Origin of the sequence: Streptomyces iakyrus (genome assembly GCF_000717055.1) — a bacterium.
GTDB lineage: Bacteria > Actinomycetota > Actinomycetes > Streptomycetales > Streptomycetaceae > Streptomyces > Streptomyces iakyrus.
This window is the reverse complement of record NZ_JNXI01000020.1, coordinates 204,678-221,780: the sequence shown is the minus strand read 5'-3', so window position 1 is coordinate 221,780 and position 17,103 is coordinate 204,678. Positions and strand designations below refer to the sequence as shown.

The 17,103-nt window shown below is 72.4% G+C and carries 19 protein-coding genes and 2 pseudogenes; 11 read left to right on the top strand and 10 right to left on the bottom strand.

What is annotated here, in order from left to right:
• Window positions 1–12 precede the first annotated feature (12 nt).
• On the top strand, window positions 13–2,031 hold the full coding sequence (locus OO68_RS30220; protein ID WP_033312330.1) for a HelD family protein: 2,019 nt from the start codon (window positions 13–15) through the stop codon (window positions 2,029–2,031).
• Window positions 2,032–2,061: 30 nt separating this feature from the next.
• Window positions 2,062–2,685: an RraA family protein gene (locus OO68_RS30215; RefSeq protein ID WP_033312329.1), complete on the top strand. Its 624-nt coding sequence runs from the start codon at window positions 2,062–2,064 to the stop codon at window positions 2,683–2,685.
• Window positions 2,686–2,719: 34 nt separating this feature from the next.
• On the opposite strand, the gene OO68_RS30210 is transcribed toward OO68_RS30215, so the two are convergent.
• Genes OO68_RS30210 through OO68_RS30200 form a run of 3 tightly spaced genes read right to left on the bottom strand, consistent with a single transcriptional unit; the run spans window position 2,720 to window position 5,091 of the window.
• A complete protein-coding gene (locus tag OO68_RS30210; RefSeq protein WP_033312328.1) occupies window positions 2,720–3,898 on the bottom strand; it encodes a GDSL-type esterase/lipase family protein in 1,179 nt (392 codons plus the stop codon).
• 5 nt (window positions 3,899–3,903) lie between these two features.
• Entirely contained in the window at window positions 3,904–4,491 is a 588-nt protein-coding gene (locus OO68_RS30205) for a TetR/AcrR family transcriptional regulator (RefSeq protein WP_033312327.1), read from the bottom strand.
• A 48-nt stretch (window positions 4,492–4,539) separates the two neighbouring features.
• Window positions 4,540–5,091: a hypothetical protein gene (locus OO68_RS30200; protein ID WP_033312423.1), complete on the bottom strand. Its 552-nt coding sequence runs from the start codon at window positions 5,089–5,091 to the stop codon at window positions 4,540–4,542.
• Between the two features lie 109 nt (window positions 5,092–5,200).
• Here OO68_RS30200 and OO68_RS30195 point away from each other — a divergent pair, with 109 nt between their 5' ends.
• Window positions 5,201–5,854 carry a class I SAM-dependent methyltransferase gene (locus OO68_RS30195; RefSeq protein ID WP_033312326.1) on the top strand — a complete coding sequence of 218 codons (654 nt, stop codon included), beginning with the start codon at window positions 5,201–5,203 and terminating at the stop codon, window positions 5,852–5,854.
• Window positions 5,855–5,861: 7 nt separating this feature from the next.
• On the opposite strand, the pseudogene OO68_RS42510 reads toward OO68_RS30195, so the two are convergent.
• A pseudogene (locus OO68_RS42510) lies at window positions 5,862–6,499 on the bottom strand (hypothetical protein).
• Window positions 6,500–6,577: 78 nt separating this feature from the next.
• Window positions 6,578–7,537, bottom strand: coding sequence for a LysR family transcriptional regulator (locus tag OO68_RS30185; protein ID WP_051814859.1), 960 nt, complete (start codon window positions 7,535–7,537; stop codon window positions 6,578–6,580).
• 181 nt (window positions 7,538–7,718) lie between these two features.
• Between OO68_RS30185 and OO68_RS30180 the strand changes: the two genes are divergently transcribed.
• The 4 genes from OO68_RS30180 to OO68_RS47205 all read left to right on the top strand — a co-directional run bounded on the left by OO68_RS30180 (window position 7,719) and on the right by OO68_RS47205 (window position 9,918).
• Window positions 7,719–8,273 carry a DUF6817 domain-containing protein gene (locus OO68_RS30180; RefSeq protein WP_033312421.1) on the top strand — a complete coding sequence of 185 codons (555 nt, stop codon included), beginning with the start codon at window positions 7,719–7,721 and terminating at the stop codon, window positions 8,271–8,273.
• Window positions 8,274–8,279: 6 nt separating this feature from the next.
• The gene (locus OO68_RS30175) at window positions 8,280–8,648 is read left to right on the top strand and encodes a VOC family protein (RefSeq protein ID WP_033312325.1); all 369 of its coding nucleotides are present in this window, start codon (window positions 8,280–8,282) and stop codon (window positions 8,646–8,648) included.
• A gap of 153 nt (window positions 8,649–8,801) precedes the next feature.
• Window positions 8,802–9,245 carry a hypothetical protein gene (locus OO68_RS30170; protein WP_157852766.1) on the top strand — a complete coding sequence of 148 codons (444 nt, stop codon included), beginning with the start codon at window positions 8,802–8,804 and terminating at the stop codon, window positions 9,243–9,245.
• Between the two features lie 13 nt (window positions 9,246–9,258).
• A complete protein-coding gene (locus OO68_RS47205) occupies window positions 9,259–9,918 on the top strand; it encodes a hypothetical protein (RefSeq protein ID WP_033312324.1) in 660 nt (219 codons plus the stop codon).
• 296 nt (window positions 9,919–10,214) lie between these two features.
• Here the strand turns inward: OO68_RS47205 and OO68_RS47200 are convergent.
• Window positions 10,215–10,484, bottom strand: a pseudogene (locus OO68_RS47200) (Mu transposase C-terminal domain-containing protein); the annotation flags it as partial.
• A gap of 212 nt (window positions 10,485–10,696) precedes the next feature.
• On the opposite strand from OO68_RS47200, the gene OO68_RS30160 reads away from it, so the two are divergent.
• From OO68_RS30160 to OO68_RS30150, 3 genes are all read left to right on the top strand, one after another.
• The gene (locus OO68_RS30160; protein ID WP_033312323.1) at window positions 10,697–11,293 is read left to right on the top strand and encodes a helix-turn-helix domain-containing protein; all 597 of its coding nucleotides are present in this window, start codon (window positions 10,697–10,699) and stop codon (window positions 11,291–11,293) included.
• Between the two features lie 89 nt (window positions 11,294–11,382).
• Window positions 11,383–12,048, top strand: coding sequence for a hypothetical protein (locus tag OO68_RS46375; protein WP_033312322.1), 666 nt, complete (start codon window positions 11,383–11,385; stop codon window positions 12,046–12,048).
• A 120-nt stretch (window positions 12,049–12,168) separates the two neighbouring features.
• Entirely contained in the window at window positions 12,169–12,501 is a 333-nt protein-coding gene (locus OO68_RS30150) for a DUF2516 family protein (RefSeq protein ID WP_078625544.1), read from the top strand.
• 27 nt (window positions 12,502–12,528) lie between these two features.
• Here OO68_RS30150 and OO68_RS30145 read toward each other — a convergent pair whose 3' ends face one another.
• The 4 genes from OO68_RS30145 to OO68_RS30130 form a co-directional block, all read right to left on the bottom strand.
• The gene (locus tag OO68_RS30145) at window positions 12,529–13,875 is read right to left on the bottom strand and encodes a PP2C family protein-serine/threonine phosphatase (protein ID WP_033312321.1); all 1,347 of its coding nucleotides are present in this window, start codon (window positions 13,873–13,875) and stop codon (window positions 12,529–12,531) included.
• Between the two features lie 357 nt (window positions 13,876–14,232).
• The gene (locus OO68_RS30140; RefSeq protein ID WP_033312320.1) at window positions 14,233–15,321 is read right to left on the bottom strand and encodes a C40 family peptidase; all 1,089 of its coding nucleotides are present in this window, start codon (window positions 15,319–15,321) and stop codon (window positions 14,233–14,235) included.
• A 209-nt stretch (window positions 15,322–15,530) separates the two neighbouring features.
• Window positions 15,531–16,355, bottom strand: coding sequence for a class I SAM-dependent methyltransferase (locus OO68_RS30135; RefSeq protein ID WP_033312319.1), 825 nt, complete (start codon window positions 16,353–16,355; stop codon window positions 15,531–15,533).
• Window positions 16,356–16,357: 2 nt separating this feature from the next.
• Complete coding sequence (locus OO68_RS30130) at window positions 16,358–16,798, bottom strand: CPCC family cysteine-rich protein (RefSeq protein ID WP_051814857.1); 441 nt, start codon at window positions 16,796–16,798, stop codon at window positions 16,358–16,360.
• 103 nt (window positions 16,799–16,901) lie between these two features.
• Here OO68_RS30130 and OO68_RS30125 point away from each other — a divergent pair, with 103 nt between their 5' ends.
• Window positions 16,902–17,084, top strand: coding sequence for a hypothetical protein (locus OO68_RS30125; protein ID WP_033312318.1), 183 nt, complete (start codon window positions 16,902–16,904; stop codon window positions 17,082–17,084).
• The last annotated feature ends 19 nt before the right edge of the window (window positions 17,085–17,103 follow it).

Genomic DNA, 17,103 nt, shown 5'->3' with positions numbered 1-17,103 from the left:
ACGCTCGGGGGAATGACCTCGACCGAACCCGCCCTTCAGCACGTCCTCGACCGGGAACGCGCCCACCACGAGCGCTGCCGGACCGCCCTCGCCGCAATGGTCGAGGGCGCCGGTGAACAGGTCGTCATCGGGGAGGACGTGTCCGCGTCCGGGGCGGATGCCGAAGTCCTCGGACACCAGCTGCGCAGCCGGGCGAAGGCGCTGCGGGAACTGCCCGAGGGGCCGCTGTTCTTCGGGGCCCTGCGGGGCGGCGAGGGGCAGTTGCACATCGGGCGGCTGCGGATCTCCGAGCACCCGGCCGAACCGCCCCTGGTCGTCGACTGGCGTGCGCCCGTCTCCCGCGCCTTCTACCAGGCGTCGGCCCGTGACCCGCAGGGCGTGGTGGTGCGCAGGCGCTTCGGGTGGGCGCCCGGGAGCCGGGGCGACTCCGGGGATCTCACCGGCCTGGAGGACGAACACCTGGAGCAGGGGGAGACGCGCGACAGCGAGATCGTCGCCCGGGAGATCGAACGGCCCAGGGTCGGACCCATGCGGGACATCGCCGCGACGATCCAGCCCGAGCAGGACGACCTCGTCCGGGGGGATCTGGCGCTGTCGGTGTGCGTGCAGGGCGCGCCGGGCACCGGCAAGACCGCCGTCGGGCTGCACCGGGCCGCATATCTGCTCTATACCTACCCGCAGCGCATCCGGCGCGGCGGTCTGCTGATCCTCGGGCCCAACCGCACCTTCCTGTCGTACATCGCCGAGGTGCTGCCCGCCCTCGGCGAGACCGGGGTGCGGCAGTCGACCCTGGTGGAGGAGATCGCGCGCGGTCCGGTCCGGGGCGTGGACGACGAGCGGGCCGCCGTCGTGAAGCACGACGCCCGGATGGCCGGGGTGCTGCGGCGTGCGCTGTACGCGAGGGTGCGCGCCGACGGGAATGGCGCGGAGATCGCCCTGCCGGACGGGGCCTACCGGTGGCGGGTGCCGGCGGGGCGGCTCGCGCGGATCGTGGCCGAGGTGCGGGAGGAGGAACCGCCGTACGAGGTCGGACGGGAGCGGGTCCGGGCGCGGATCGTGCGCTGCCTGCGCGAGCAGGCCGAGCGGCGGGCCGGACCGCCGCCGAACGCCTGGGTGCGGCGGGTCGAGCGGGCGCGGCCGGTGTCGGCGTACATCGACGCCGTGTGGCCGCGGGTGCGGCCCGAGGAGGTCGTGGCCGGACTGCTCGGCGACGCGGGGGCGTTGGCGGCGGCCGCCGAAGGGTTCCTCGACGCCGGTGAGCAGCGGGCCCTGCTGTGGGAGCGGCCGCCCCGGTCGTGGAAGTCGGCGCGCTGGTCGGCCGCCGACCTGGTGCTGCTCGACGAGGTCGCCGGGCTGATCGCACATCCGGCAGGGTACGGGCACGTCGTCGTCGACGAGGCGCAGGATCTGTCCCCGATGGAGTGCCGGGCCATCGCCCGCAGGGCCCGCTTCGGGTCGCTGACGGTGCTGGGCGATCTGGCGCAGGGGACGACGCCGTGGGCGGCGCGGGCCTGGCCCGCGGTCCTCGCGCACCTGGGGAAACCGGACGCGGCCGTGGTCGCCCTGACCACCGGGTTCCGGGTGCCGCAGGCCGTCGTCGGCCTCGCCAACCGGCTGCTGGAGCGCCTCGACGTGCAGGTGCCGGCGGCCCGTTCGCTGCGCGGTGACGGGGAGTTGCGGATGCGGGAGACGACCGTGGAGGGCGTGCCCGGGGCGGTCGTGACGGCCGTCCGGGACGCGCTGGGGCGGGAGGGCTCGGTCGGGATCGTCGCGGCGGACGCGGACGTTCCCCGGGTGCGGGCGGCACTGGACGCGGCCGGCATCGAAGCCGCGGGCCCGGACGAACTCGGCGCGCGGGTCGCCCTGGTGCCGGCGAGTGTGGTCAAGGGCCTGGAGTACGACCACGTCCTGGCCGTCGAACCGGCGGCGATCGCCGAGGCGGAGGAACGGGGACTGCACCGGCTGTACGTGGTGCTGACGCGAGCGGTGTCGCGGCTGGAGGTGGTGCGGGCGAGGGAACTGCCGTTCTAGGGCGGCTGTTCGACGACTAGGGTCCCTGCCATGGCTGACGTCGACGCGTTCACGGACATACCCACGACCACACTGGCCGACCTGCTGGGCCGCGCGCAGGTCATGGACTTCGGGATCCGGCCGCTGTGGGGGCCGGTGCCCCGAGTGGCCGGACCCGCCTTCACCGTGCGGTGCCCTCCCGGCGACAACCTGATGCTGCACGCCGCGATCCACCGGGCCGCCCCCGGCTCGGTCGTCGTCGTGGAGTCGGGCGACCTGGACTACGCCCTGGCCGGCGGCAACGTCTGCGCCGTCGCCCGGCGCCGGGGCATCACCGCGTTCGTCGCCGACGGGCTGATCCGCGACCTCGCCGAGGTCCGGGACATGCGCTTCCCGGTCTTCGCGCGCGGCGTCATCCCCATCCCGGGCACCAAGTCGGCCGCCCGTCCGCTGAACGAGCGGGTGCGCTGCGGCGGGGTGGACGTGGACGCGGGTGACGTGGCCGTCGCCGACGAGGAGGGCGTCGTGGTGGTCCCCGGCGCCCGCCGCGAGGAGATCCTGACCGCGGCCCGGACCAAACTGGCCGAGGAGGCCGCACAGTCCCTGGACACCTGGGAGTCGGCACACCGGGCCCGCGTCAACGGGATCCTGGCGGACCAGGGATTCGAGAGCTGACCGGCGCTTCGAGGGCTGACCCGCCGGCCTGTCGCTACGCCGCGGCGAAGGGGCCTCCCTTGGTGAACGCCAGTTCGTGGAAGCGGTCGCCGATGTGCTGGTGGGTGGCTGCGTCCGGGTGGACGTGGTCGGGCAGGGGGAGGGCGGCGGCGTCCTGTGGGCCGTAGAGGTCGAGGCCGTCGAGGTAGTGGAGGTTCGGGTCGTCGGCGGCGCGCTGTTCGACGATGCGGGCCAGTTCCTCGCGGATGACGGTCAGGGTGAGTTTGCCCATGGGCGTCTCCGCCGGGTCGCCCATGGGGGCGAAGACCAGGCGGCCCTTGCCGATCTCGTCGATGTCGGGGGCGGTGGGGCCGGGTGTGTCCTCGTGGATGGCGCAGTGGATGGGGGAGACGAGCAGCAGCGGGGTGTCCGGGTGCCCGTCGCGGATCGTGTCGAGGAACCCGTGCACGGCGGGGCCGAAGACGCGCAGCCGCATCGCGTCCTGGTTGACGAGGTTGATGCCCATCTTGACGCTGATCAGGTCGGCCGGGGTGTCCCGCATGGCGCGCGCGGTGAACGGGTCGAGCATCGCGCTGCCGCCGAAGCCGAGGTTGACCAGCTCCACACCGCCGCGCAGCGCGGCGATCGCCGGCCAGATGGCCGTGGGGCTCGCCGCGTCCGAGCCGTGGCTGATCGAGCTGCCGTGGTGCAGCCACACCCGGCGGTCCCGGTCCGCCGCGGGAGCGACGGGCGCGTCCGTGCGCAGGGCGACCAGCTCGGTGGTCTCGTTGTGCGGCAGCCAGATCTCGACGTCCTTGTCCCGCGCGGGCAGACCCGTGAAGCGGACGGTGCCGACCGGGCCGGTCGTGACCTCGCCCGCCCAGGTGGCAAGGTCGACGGTGAGGCGGTTGCCGCCGGTCCCCGAGGCCTGGCCGGCCGGGACGCCGTCGACGAGCAGGTCGTACAGCCCGTCCGGGCGCGGCGGGAAGCCGGTGTAGTCGCGCTTGGTGCGCAGCGTGTCCAGCTCGACGGCGGTCGCGGCGGTACGGAACACCAGGCGTACGCCGGAGGGCTGCGCCTCGGCCATCGCCAGCTGCGCGTTGGTGTTCTGCGCCCGGGCCCGGGCCGGGAGCCGGTGGGGCAGCAGGCCGTGCTCGGTGCGCTCCACGTCGAGGGCGCCGCGCAGCAGGTCCGCCGTGAGGGGGGTGGTGATCCAGTCGTGCTCGGTGTGCATGGGTGTCAGCCTCGGGGGTCGGTGGGGGCCGCGGGCCAGTTCCGCAGCAGCGTGTCGAGGGCGTCGAGGATCCGGGCCCAGGTCTCCTCGGTGTCCGGGGCGCTGTGGCTGAAACCGCCGCCGAGCTCCAGGCTGACGTAGCCGTGGAAGACGCTGCCGAGCAGCCGGACGGCGTGGGTCTGGTCCGGTTCCGTCAGGTCGTAGCCGCGCAGCAGCGCCCGGGTCATCTGCGCGTGCCGGACACCGGCGCTCGCGGCCGCGGTCTGCGGGTCGAGCCGTAGCTGGGCCGCGGCGTAGCGGCCCGGGTGTTCCCGGGCGTAGTCGCGGTACACGTTGGCGAGGGCGGCCAGGGCGTCCTTGCCGGCCCGTCCGGCCAGGGCCTCGGCGGCCCGGTCGGCGAGTTCCGCGAGGGCGAGCAGGGCGATCCTCGTCTTCAGGTCGTGGGAGTTGCGCACGTGCGAGTAGAGGCTCGCGACCTTGACGTCGAACCGCCGGGCGAGTGCCGAGACGGTGACCTGCTCGAAGCCGACCTCGTCGGCGAGCTCGGCGCCGGCCTCGGTCAGACGCTCGGGCGTCAGTCCTACGCGTGCCATGAGGCTTCTCCCTTCTGCCTGAAAAGAGTGTGCCCCTGCCTAAAAGATTTAGGCAAATGCCTGTGGCTTTCTGCGGCCGCGGCGGGTCTTCCCCCAGGGCTTCAGGACGGAGATCACCGTCATGAAGACGTACGCGGACAGCGACACGACCGGCCCGAACAGCACGTCACCGGCGTCCGGCAGCGGCCCGCCCGCGGCGACGGCGGTGACCGCGGAGTTCACCCCGGGACGCAGCGCGAACACCGTGGCGGTCGTCGTGGCGAGGGTCAGCCAGAACTTCGTGTACACCCAGCGGTACCGGGCCAGACCCCACACCGTGCCCAGCGACAGCAGCAGGCCGCTGAGGAGCGTGAGGAACGCGACGGGCAGCAGGAGCCAGTCGGCGAAGAGTTTCATGGCCCGGACCGAGGCCTCCACGGTCCCGGCGGAGCCGTCGGTGGCGGCCGTGATCCCGAGTGCGAGCAGCCCGAGCGTGAGCCCGAGCCAGCCGGCGGAGGCGATGACGTGCACGACGAGGGCGGCCCGGCGGGCCGGGCGGCCGAGCCTCGGCGGCGGACCTGGGTGCGGCTTGGCCGGCTCCTGTTCGGTATGCGTGTCCACGTCGACCACGCTGCCGGAAGGGGGCCTCGGGGTCGTCTCACGGCGGGAGTAGACCGGCGTACTGGCGTCGGAGTACGGACGTGTCACTCCCGTCGCCTAGGTTCGCGGCATGACCGAGCCGTCCCACCTCACCGCGGTCCGCGAGTCCTACGACGCCGTCGCCGCCGACTACGCCCGGCGCGTCAAGGAACCGGCCGAGCTGGACCCGGTGTCCCGCGCGATGCTGGCCGCGTTCGCCGACCTCGTCCGGCCCCCGCACCCCGGGCCGGTCGCCGACCTGGGCTGCGGCCCCGGCAAGGTGACGGCACATCTGGCCGCCCTCGGGGTCCCGGCGTTCGGCGTGGACGTGTCGCCGAGGATGATCGAGCTAGCCCGGGCGGCGTACCCGGAACTCCGTTTCACCGTCGGCTCGATGACCGCGCTGGACATCGCCGACGGCGAGCTCGGCGGCATCCTCGCGTACTACGCCACCCACCACACCCCGCCGCAGTGGCTGCCGACGGTGTTCTCCGAGTTCCACCGCACCCTCGCGCCCGGCGGCCGGCTGATGCTGGCCGGCCACGTCGGAGGCGGCGAGCACCTCCACCCGACCCACGCCTACGGCGACCACCCGGTGTCCTACGCGTCGTACCTGCTCCCCCCGGACCGCATCGCCGAGCTCCTCCAGCGGGCGGGTCTGGTGGTCACGACGCGGGTGGTGCAGGAACCGGAGGGAGGGTCGAAGAGGCAGGTGGGCACGTTCCTGGCGTACAAGCCGCACTAGCGGCCGGCTACCCGGCGTGTGTCCACACCCGGAGCGGCCCGACGGCCTCGAAACCGTACCGGAGGGCGGCCGTCAGGTCGTCGCCCTGCTCGTAACCCACGACGGGCAGACCGGGGAACAGCCGGCCGACCGCGTGCAGGACGAGGGGCCAGGCCACGTGGGGCGGGCCGAAGACGTTGGACACACCGACCACGTCACCGCTCCGGCCGCCACCGCTCCGACGGCCACCCGCCCGTCGGCGGACCGCCCGGCGAGGACGACCGTCTCCGGATCGTCGAGCAGCGCCGGCCGGAACAGGCCGGCGTTCCCGCCCCCGTCGTCCCAGGCCCGGGCCCAGTCCCGCAGCGCGTCCGGATCCCGCACGGCGTCCCACGCGAGATCCGGCGCCGTGACGGGAACACCCGCCGGACGATGGATCCACTCCGCCTCGAACAGCACCCGGAACCCCGCCCCGGTCAGATCGAGGTCGGCGAAACTGTCCTTCACCGACGCCCCGGGCGAGACCGTGTCGATCCGCGCCACGAGCGCCGCCGGGTCGGCGCCCGGCTCCAGGGTCACGGCGTCCGGGGAGTACACCGGCGTACGCCGGGCGGCGGCCCACGCCTCGCCCCCGAACGCGCTCGCCACCCCGTGCGCCCGGCCCATCACCGCACACCACTCGGCGTTGTTGCGGGCGGCGGCCCGGACGAGGTGTCGCTGGGGAGGAGTCGTCACGAGGACGGATCATGGCGTGTCCGGCCGCGGCCGTCGATCGATTTCGCGTGCCGGGGGCGGCGCCGTCCCGCTGTTCGCGTCCCGCTGCCGGCAACTGCCGGCCACCGTCTCGGCGAAGGACCGGGCGAGTGGAGAGAGGGCGTCCCAGCGGCGGACGGCCCAGCCGACGGCGAGCGGCGGCAGGTCGGGCACCGGGACGAGGCGCAGCGGCCCGTCGCCGGGGACCGGCCGGCCGGGCACAGCGGGCACGACGGCATGGCCGAGGCCGAGTTCGGCCAGCAGCAGAGCGGTGTCCCAGTCGGCCACACCGGTGTCGGAGCGGCTCCGGATGCCCGCGTCGGCGAAGGCGGCGTCGAGCCGGGCGCCCGAGGTGGAGTTGTGGGGGAGACGGATGAGGCGCACGTCGGCGAGATCAGCCGCGTCGAGGCGGGAGCGGCCGGCGAGCGGATCGTCGGCGCGGACGGCCAGCACCCAGGGCAGATCCACGACGGGACGCTGTTCGATGCCCCGGACCGGGCCGTCCATGGTGACCCAGGCGAGGTCGAGGTGCCCGTCGGCCAGAGCCTCGAAGCACCTGCGGCTGGACGTCTCCGTCTGGAACTCCAGGCTCACCTTCGGGTAGCGCTGCCGGAACGCGACGACGGCCTCGGCCATGAAGTGCCGTACGGTCGTCCCACCCGTGGTGACGCGCACGGCGCCGCTGTCGCCGTTGACCAGGTCGCCGACGCGGCGCAGGGCCGCGTCCAGGCCGGCGATGCTGTCGGCGGCGGCATCCCACAGCACACGCCCCGCGTGGGTCGGTACGACGCCCCGCGGCCGGCGTTCCAGGAGGCTGACGCCCGCTTCCCGCTCCAGCCGCTTCACGTGCTGGCTCACCGCGGACTGGGTGCAGCCCAGTTCCCGGGCGACGGCACTGAGGCTGCCCGCCCTGCACACGCTCACGAAGACGCGCAGATCGTCCAGAGTCACGTGACCCAAGCTACAGCTTGGGTCGGTGCAGCAATTCATAGGATTGACTGGGGTGTTGCGCTTCGAGCATGCTCGGTACCGGGCCCAGGCGGCAACCCGTCCGGCGCTTTCGCAGGGTCCGGACCCGCAGCCGAAGGCACGGACGGGTGCCGACCGCGTGCCGACCGAGTCCCGGAAGGACATGCCCGTGCCCGCATCTCCCGTCGCCGCCGACCGGGCCGTCGTGCTGCTGAGGGGCCTCGGTGCCGCTGCCGTCGCCCATCCGGGCGGCACCCTCCTCGCGCACCTCACCCGGGTCCAGGGACAGCTCGCCGCGTGGGGCGCCCGTCCGGCCCTCCAACGGGCGGGCCTGTGCCACGCGTTCTACGGCACCGACGGCTTTCCCGAGGCCCTGCTGCCGACGGACCGCCGGGCGGAGCTGACTGCGGCGATCGGTGCGGAGGCCGAGGCGCTCGTCTACCTGCACGCGTCCTGCGATCGCCGGGCCACCTATCCTCGGCTCGCGGATGCCGACGGGCCCTTCCACGACCGGTTCACCGGCCTGAGTCACGTCCCGGGCCCGCAGGCACGGCGTGACTTCGCCGAGTTGTCCGCCGCCAACGAAGTCGACCTCGCCCGCACCGACCCCGCCTTCCGCGCCGCGTGGGGCCCCGGGCTCCTGAGCCTCTTCACCCGCATCCACCCCCTGCTGAGCGGGCCTGCCTGGACGTCCTGCCAGGAGGCCTTCGGCCGATGAGGAGCCATGCCCCTACAGATGACGTTGAGCGCGATCACCCTGGACTGCGCGGACCCGCTCGCCCTCGCGGCGTTCTACCAGCAGGCCACCGGCCTGGAACCGCACCCGAAGTCGAACGCCGACTTCGCCGCGCTGGGCGGTGAGGGCGGACTCATCCTCGGCTTCCAGCGGGTCGACGGCTACCGGGCACCGAGCTGGCCCGACCAGGACGTACCCCAGCAACTGCACTGCTGCTTCGACGTTCCGGACCTCGACGAGGCGGAGGCACGTCTCGTAAAACTGGGCGCGGTCAGGCCGGAGCACCAGCCGAACCCCGACAGGTGGCGGGTACTCACGGACCCGGCGGGGCATCCGTTCTGCATCGTGCGGGGCTGACCTGTCCTGTCTCAGATAAGTCCGGACAGTACGGGGCATTGACCTGCGGTGCCCGGAGACCGGTGAGACGAGTCGGAGCGGATCGTCTCGGGTAAGTCCACTTGGCGTGAATATTGAGGCGCACGCGACCACCGGCTATGACATGGTCAGATCATGAAAAGGATCGCAACGGGGGCGGCGACGACACTTGCCGCAACGGCCCTTCTCACTGGCAGCATCACTACGCCCACCCATGCCGCACCGGCCTGGGACAAGACCGTCAAGTGCAAGCAGAAGGACTGGGACGACCGGGTGATTCCCACCCGTGTCGGCAACAGCAAGCTCGGCTGGAAGCACTTCTCCGGTCCGCACAACATCAAGAAGTGCAAGATCGTCAATGCCGCTATCAACGGCAAGCCCGACAAGAAGAACGGCGCCCGCCTTGAGTACTGGGCCTATGCGTGGAACGGCAACCGCCGTGTGCAGGTCATCGTGATTGTCCAGTACGCCCGCAAGACCGCAGATGGAGACTACGACGCCGGTGCCGGCCAGAAGATCGGTGTCATCACTGCCTACTGCAAGGGCATGAACAGGTGCCCGAACTGGCTCAACCAGTGACATCGTTTGACGCGTGACTCTCACGTACGACGACATCGCGGAGCAGCAGGCGGACATCGTCCGTCTGCTGCTCCACCACATCCACGCCCCCCTGCCCGATGGCCGTTTCATCCGAGGCGTCCTGCCCTCGCCGTCTCCCGCCGCAGGGGTCCGGATTGTCACTGGCCCTCAGCATGCGAGTGCTCCAGGCGACTTGATGGTCTGGGAGATCCCTCTGCGCGCCATCGACGACCCGGAGGAGCTAGCGGGCGCGAATGACGTCCTCGGTCTCGTGCGTGCCTTGAGCACCGGCACGCAGATCGTCTCCAGCAGCCGTGTCGACTCGGTGATGGGCATGACCCTCGTCCATGTGGATCCGGCGCAGGTCGCTCCCGCCGGCCTGGAAGAGCGCGACAACGCCTTCACCATCCTGCGCACCCTTACCTATCCCTGGACCGAGGAACAGCCCGACCCGCGGCTGCGAGGATTTCTCCTCCAGGGCCCCGATCGGATGCGCCTGTATATCGACCACGAAGAAGACACCGACGTGGTCGCCGCCGACGTGAGACTGTCCGGTGCTCTGACCGCCCTGCTGGCGGCTCTTCCCTCCCTGATCGAGGAGGTGGAACGGACCGTGCCGGGCGACATCGGCGACCCGCACTGTTCCCGCTTGATCAATCTCGTCGACTGGTGACCCGGCAGGGCTGAGACCTGGAATCCTCTCCGATCGCTTCGGTCTGAAGTCCGGGCATGGTGTTCACCTGCTCTGATGTCAGGGCGTCGGCCGGGTCGAAGCCGGCCTCGGTCAGGACGTCGGCGGCGACTCCGCGGCCGACCTGGGCGAGGCCGTTCGGCCCGGGCGATCTCCTGCTCGGTGACCGGATCGGTGCCGCGCTCGGCGAGGACGCGGCGGGTGTGGTCCCAGGCCAGCTCGCCCATCGGGGTCGGTGCGGTGCGAAGGTGCCGCCAGAGCGCGGTGATCCAGCCGCCTTCGCGGTGATTGCGTACCCAGAGGCGGGAGATGTCGTAGGGGTCGTAGCGGACTTCCCACCGCCTGCCACCCGGTCCGGTGCCCGACGGCTGCCGTCGAAACGGCGTCAGCTCAGGACTGTCGTAGGTGCGATGCCGGATGCGGACGCCGTAGGAGTTGATCGTTCTGAACTCCCGGGGCAGCAGACCGATGTATTCCTGCGGGCCGAGCGGGACCGGGACGTAGCCGGCGGCGGCGACCAGGGCGGCGTACTTCTCGTTCGGGCTCATCGACCGCCCGGGTATGAACGGGTCCCGCAGCCCGTCGTGCGGGCGGTTCTGCCAGGTGACGATCCGAGACGTCAACTCAGATGCCCGGAGATCTCCGAGACTGCCCGGACATCACAGAGACAGGACATGACCGGTCCGGCCCGCCGGGTGGCGTGGCGCACTTTTGCAAGCGGGTGCTTGCAATAGTTAGCGAGGTGCTGCACTGTGGAGGCATGGCATCGCTCAACGTCGGCAATCTCGGTGACTATCTGCGCGAACAGCGGCGCACCGCGCAGCTGTCGCTGCGGCAGCTCGCCGATGCCGCCGGGGTGTCCAATCCGTATCTGAGCCAGATCGAGCGCGGGCTGCGCAAGCCGAGCGCGGAGGTGCTCCAGCAGGTCGCCAAGGCCCTGCGGATCTCCGCCGAGACGCTGTACGTCCGGGCCGGCATCCTCGACGCCGAGCGGGACCGGGACGAGGTGGAGACGCGCGCCGTCATCCTCGCCGACCCGGCGCTGAACGAGCGCCAGAAGCAGGTGCTGCTGCAGATCTACGAGTCCTTCCGCAAGGAGAACGGGTTCGGGAGCGGCGACGGCTCGGATGTCCCGGGTGCTGTGGACGGCTCGGGCGGTGCGGGCGTCGTCGGTGTCGTCCCCGGGGGCGGCGCGGTGAGCGTGGACGGGGACGCTCCCGGCGCCGGAGCCGAGATACCGGCGCCCGGCCCGGCCACGGGCGCTCAGCCCGCCCGGCGGCGCAGCCGCAAGAGCGCCGGCAAGAGCATCGAGAAGAACGACGGCAGCGACATCGACCCGCAGCAGAGCGCCGGCTGAGCCGGACCAGGGCACCGGCCGCTCTGCCGCGGATCACACAACCCTCAGCCGAACCCTCAAGCGATACAGAATCCGGGAGGACCATCACCATGGCCATCACCGACGACCTGCGCAAGACCTTCAGCGACCCGACCCCGCTCTACTTCGCCGCAGGCACCGCCGACCTGGCCCTTCAGCAGGCCAAGAAGGTGCCGGCCCTGGTCGGGCAGCTGCGCTCCGAGGCCCCCGCGCGGATCGACGCCGTACGCAACACCGACACCAAGGCCGTCCAGGAGAGGGCGTCCGCCCGGGCCAAGGAGGCGTCCGCCCGCGTCAAGGAGACGCAGGAGACCCTGCAGACCAAGGTCACGGAGTTCATCGGCTCCATCGACGTCGACATCAAGAAGCTCGGCAGCACGATCGACGCGGACCTGAAGAAGTTCGGCGAGAGCGCCCAGGACTTCGCGCTGCGCGGCGTCGGCGTGGCCGCCGAGTACGCCGTCAAGGCCCGTGAGACCTACGAGAAGGTCGCCGAGCACGGCGAGCAGGCCGTGCGGACCTGGCGCGGCGAGGCCGCCGACAGCATCGAGGACGTCGCCGAGGGCGTCGAGGAGCTGGCCGTGGCCGTCGAGCCGAAGCCGAAGCCGCAGCCGGTCGAGGTCAAGGAGGAGCCGGCGAAGCCGGCGGCCGCCGCCCCGGCGACGAAGGCCCCCGCCAAGAAGGCCCCGGCGCGCAAGACCGCCACCGCGAAGAAGACCACCCCGCCCGCGAAGTAGGACAGGCGGAGCAGGACGACGGAGCGGTCACACGGGCCGGGCACCCTGGGGGTGCCCGGCCCGTTGTACGGGTACGGTGACGCGTAGGACGAGCCGAGTCAGGTGGTGGACGTTGTGCTGATGCAGGGCTTCGCAGGGTTTATGTGGCTTCTGAGCATGGCCCTGATCGTTTTCAGCGGCTTCGCGTTGTTCGACGCGGCTGTGCGCCGGGAGGACGCCTACCGCGCGGCCGACAAGAAGACCAAGCCCTTCTGGCTGATCATCCTGGGCATCGCCTTCGTGGTGAACCTGCTCTTCCCGATCCTGTCGTTCCTGCCGATCATCGGCCTCATCGCGACGATCGTGTACATGGTCGACGTACGGCCCGCGATCCGGGCGCTCCCGGGCGGTGGCCGCAGCCAGCGCGGCTCCAGCAGTGACGGCCCCTACGGCCCGTGGAACGGCGGCCGGTAAGGGCTCCCTCCCGAGCAAGCGCCGGGGCTACGGCACGCGGTCCAGCAGCAGGACCGCCACGTCGTCCGTCAGCTCGCCACCGTTGAGGTCGCGCACCTCGTTCACGGCCGCCCGCAGCAGCTGCTCGCCCCGCAGGCCCTCGGCGAACTGGCGGCGGACCATCTCCGTCATGCCGTCCTGGCCGAGCCGCTCCCGGCCCTGGCCGATGTGGCCCTCGATCAGGCCGTCGGTGTAGAGCATCAGGCTCCACTCGGCGCCCAGCTCCACCTGCATCCGCGGCCAGCGGGCGCCGGGCAGCAGCCCGAGGGCCGGGCCGTTGTTGTCGTACGGCAGCAGGCGGGCCGGCTTGCCCGGGCTGGCCAGCAGCGGCGACGGGTGGCCCGCCAGGCACAGGCCGGCGCGGCGGCCGTCCGGCGCGATGTCCACCGTGCACAGCGTCGCGAAGATCTCGTCGTCGGCCCGCTCGTGCTCCAGCACCTGCTGGAGCGTGCCCAGCAGCTGGTCGCCGCACAGGCCCGCCAGGGTCAGCGCGCGCCAGGCGATCCGCAGCTCCACGCCGAGGGCGGCCTCGTCCGGGCCGTGGCCGCAGACGTCGCCGATCATGGCGTGCACGGTGCCGTCCGGCGTGCGCACGACGTCGTAGAAGTCGCCGCCGAGCAGCGCGCGCGAGCGGCCGGGGCGGTAGCGGGCGGCGAACCGCAGCGTGGAGCCCTCCAGCAGCGGCGTCGGCAGCAGACCGCGCTCCAGGCGGCGGTTCTCCTGCGCGCGCAGCCGGCCCTCGGCGAGGCGGCGCTCAGCCGACTCGGAACGCTTGCGCTCCACCGCGTAGCGGATCGCGCGGCTCAGCAGCCTGCCGTCCAGCTCGTCGCGGAAGAGGTAGTCCTGGGCGCCGACGCGCACCGCCTCGGCGCCGCGCTCGGCGTCGCCGGATGCGGTCAGCGCCAGGACGGCATGCCGGGGCGCGAGCTCCAGCACGTGCCGGAGCACGGCGAGCTCGTCCTCGGAGTCGCTGTGGCCGGGCGCGGGCAGCGCCAGGTCCAGCAGGATGCAGTGGACGTCGTCGGTCAGCAGCCGCCCGGCCTCCGTCAGGTTGCGGGCCGTGCGGACGCGGATCGGCTTGCCCGCCTGGTCGAGCATGTCGGGCACGATCGGCGAACCGGCCGGATCGTCCTCGATCAGCAGCAGCGTCAGGTTGGTGTGGGCGGTGTTGTTCTCCACCTTGTCCGTGGTGTTGCCGGCGGTGTCCGGCGTGCGGCCCGTGGGCGAGACGTCCTTCGCGGACTCCTCGGCCGAGCCGCCGTGCGGGGACGCGGCCTGCGCCTGACCACTCTCCACGGCCGGGATCGCTCTCTGCCGCGGTATGGGTACGGGCATCGTCTTGGGTTCCTTCCCTCCCCCCGAGGGCACGGTGGGGCGAGGGACCTCGACCCACCGACGGGGACCATAGCGGGTGTCGGCGCCGCATTGGAATGGTGTGAGCCACGCCGCTGTGCCATCGGTCAGTGTCATATGCCGCGATATGTACCGCAGTTGGACAGCTCGGAGATGCTGCGGGGATGACGAACGTCACGTCAGCGCACGGTTTGCCCGCGGTGGGGCGTGCGGTGGGTCACGTGGGCCAGGTCACCGCGGGTGTCCGATATCCGGTGCGCTGCCTTCAGACCGCCCTCCTCAGGCCGTCGTGTCCGGGTCGTCGCGTTCGGGCCGTCGCCTTCAGGCCGTGACCGGTGATCAGTTGGCGCCGGTGTCCGGGTCCGGCCGGACCACCCCGAGGATGGGCATGGATCCGGCCCCCGCGATGGTCACGGTACGTCCGGGCCGCGGCGCGTGCACCATCGCCCCGTCGCCGATGTACATCGCGACATGGCTGGCGTCGCCGAAGTAGATGATGAGGTCGCCGGGCCGCATGTCCTGGACGGCGATGTGCTTCAGCCGCTTCCACTGCTCCTGCGAGGTGCGGGGGACGCCGCGCCCGGCGGAAATCCAGGCCTGTGACGTGAGCCCCGAGCAGTCGTACGTCTTCGGGCCCTCGGCGCCCCACTGGTACGGCTTGCCGATCTGGGCCGTGGCGTACTGAACGGCCTTCTTGCCCTGCTCGGAGGCCTTTCCGTCGATCTCGTCGAGGATGCCGGAGTCGAGCCAGGCGGTCTGCGCCTTGTTCGCGGCCTCCTTCTCCAGTTCGGCGAGGCGCTCCTGCTCCTCCTTCTGCAGCGCGGATTCGAGCTTCTCCGCCTGCGCGATCTGCTTCTCGATCTTCTTCTGTGCGGCGGCCTTGGCCTTGCGGCCCGCCTCCAGCTTCTTCCACTGCGCGGAGGCGTCCTTCGCGTACTGCTCCAAGTCCTCCTGGGTGCGGGTCAGTTCGCCGAGCAGGCCCTTCGTCGCGTGGTGGCCCTCGCGGACGCGGCCGGCGCCGTCGAGGAAGTCCTGCGGGTCGTCGCTCAGGACCAGGTGGGCCTCGGGGGGCAGCCCGCCCCCGCGGTACTGGGCGGCGGCCGCGGCGCCCGCGCGGGCCTTCAGCTTCCGGAGCTTCTCCTTGCCCTTGACGATCTTCTTGGCCAGTTCGACGACCTCGGCGGACTGCTTGTCCGCCTTCTCCTCGGCGGCGTTGTACTCGTCGGTGGCGCGGCCCGCGGCGCGGTAGAGCTTGTCGAGCTTCTTGCGGACGGCTTCGAGGTCCTGGCCGGTTGCGAGGGCCGGGCCCGCGCTCGGGGTGGGGGAGGGGGTGGGATTCGCGAACGCCGTGCCCGGTGCGGCCAGCACCGTGACCGCGCAGACCACGGCCACCGCCGTCGCGATCAGGCCACGCTTGCCCGTTCCCATACCTCAGCCCCCAAACTGATTAACCGTCAGTAACGTGCGGTTCGTCCGGGGATGCTGCCATGTCCGTCCGGAAAGCGACAGGGGTAGTACTTCCCGCCGCCCCCTCGCCGTTATGCCCCCGGCCCGCGATCTCTCCGGTCTGTGTGACGAACGACTCAAAGAGATCGTTCCATCGAAGCGTGTCCTGACCGCGGCAACCCCCGCGAGGGTCAGGAGCGGACACCCGGGGCCAACGCTCCCCAGCGCACCGTCACTTCGCCCTGCCGCCACCGCGCCGGGCCGTCCGTCACCGGCCAGTCGGTCGTCAGGTCGCGCACCGCGCGGATCCAGCGCTGCCGGGCGCCGTAGGAGGCGTAGGGCGCGGCGGCCGCCCAGGCGCGGTCGAAGTCCCGCAGGAAGGCGTGCACCGGCTCGCCCGGGACATTGCGGTGGATGAGTGCCTTCGGCAGCCGTTCCGCCAGGTCCGAAGGGCGCTCCAGGGAGCCCAGCCGGGTCGCGAAGGTGACCGTGCGCGGTCCCTCCGGCCCGAGCGCGACCCAGACGTGCCGGCGCCCGATCTCGTCGCAGGTCCCCTCCACCAGCAGCCCGCCGCGCGACCCGGTCGCCGGGTCGGCCGGGGCGAGCCGCGCGCACAGCCGCTGCCACACGGCCGCGACCTCGCCCTCCTCGTACTGCCGCAGCACGTTCGCCGCGCGGACGAGCAGGGGCCGCTGCGGGATCGGGATCTCGAAGCCGCCGTGCCGGAAGACGAGCCCCGGCCGTTCGTAGGGCAGCGCCGCCGCGACCCGTGCCGGTTCGATCTCGATGCCCACCACGCGCGCGCGTGGCGCGACCGTCCGCAGGCGCTGGAGCAGCTCGACGGCCGTCCAGGGGGCGGCGCCGTATCCGAGGTCGACCGCCACGGGATCCGTGGCGCGGCGCAGCTCGGCGCCGTGCGTGGCCGCGATCCAGCGGTCCATGCGGCGCAGCCGGTTGGGGTTGGTCGTCCCGCGCGTCACCGTGCCGAAGGGGCGGGTGGCTGCGCGGGGTGTCATGCCTACGAGGTTAAGCGGCCGTCGGCGCTGTCAGGCGCGAGGTGCAGGCGCCAGTAGGTGGGGCGCCAGTAGTAGAGGGTGGTGAGGTCGCCGGGCATCGGGTCGTGGGCCGGACCCTGCTCGAACGGGTCCCGGTCCGGGTCGGCGGGCCGGAAGCCCGGGTCGACCGGCTCGTCGGCCCGTGGTGGCCGTACGTGGCGCCGCATCTCCTCGGTGACCGCGCCGATCCGCCGGAAGTTGGCCTGCGCCTCGATCAGGCTGAGTCCGTGGTTGGGGCCGCCGCCGGACGTGGGGTGGCGGAGCTGGGAGGGATCCTCCTCCCAATAGCAGACCGGGCAGATCTCGTAGGCCCACAGCTCGCCGAGGGTCTGGTGGCCGCAGCACGGGCAGGGGAGGAACTCATCGGGCGGCGGCGGTCCCGGGCTGTGCCGTGTGTCCGTCATGCCGGTGAGGGTAGGGGGCGCGGGCGCCCGCGCCCCGCTCTTTCCGGCGCACGGGCCGGGCGACGGCCACCCCCGGGCGCGCCGGTGGTTCCCGGGTCGCCCGATGGCTCCCGGGCCGGGCGACGGCCACCCCCGGCTCGGCCGGTGGCTCGCGGGCCGGGCGAGGGCCACCCCCGGCTCGGCCGGTGGCTCGCGGGTCGCCCGGCGGCTGCTCCCGGCCCGTACGTCCGAGGCCCGGCGGGCGGGGAACCTCCACGTCCTCGAACGGTTGAGCGACAAGCGGTAATGATTCGGTAAAACTGCCG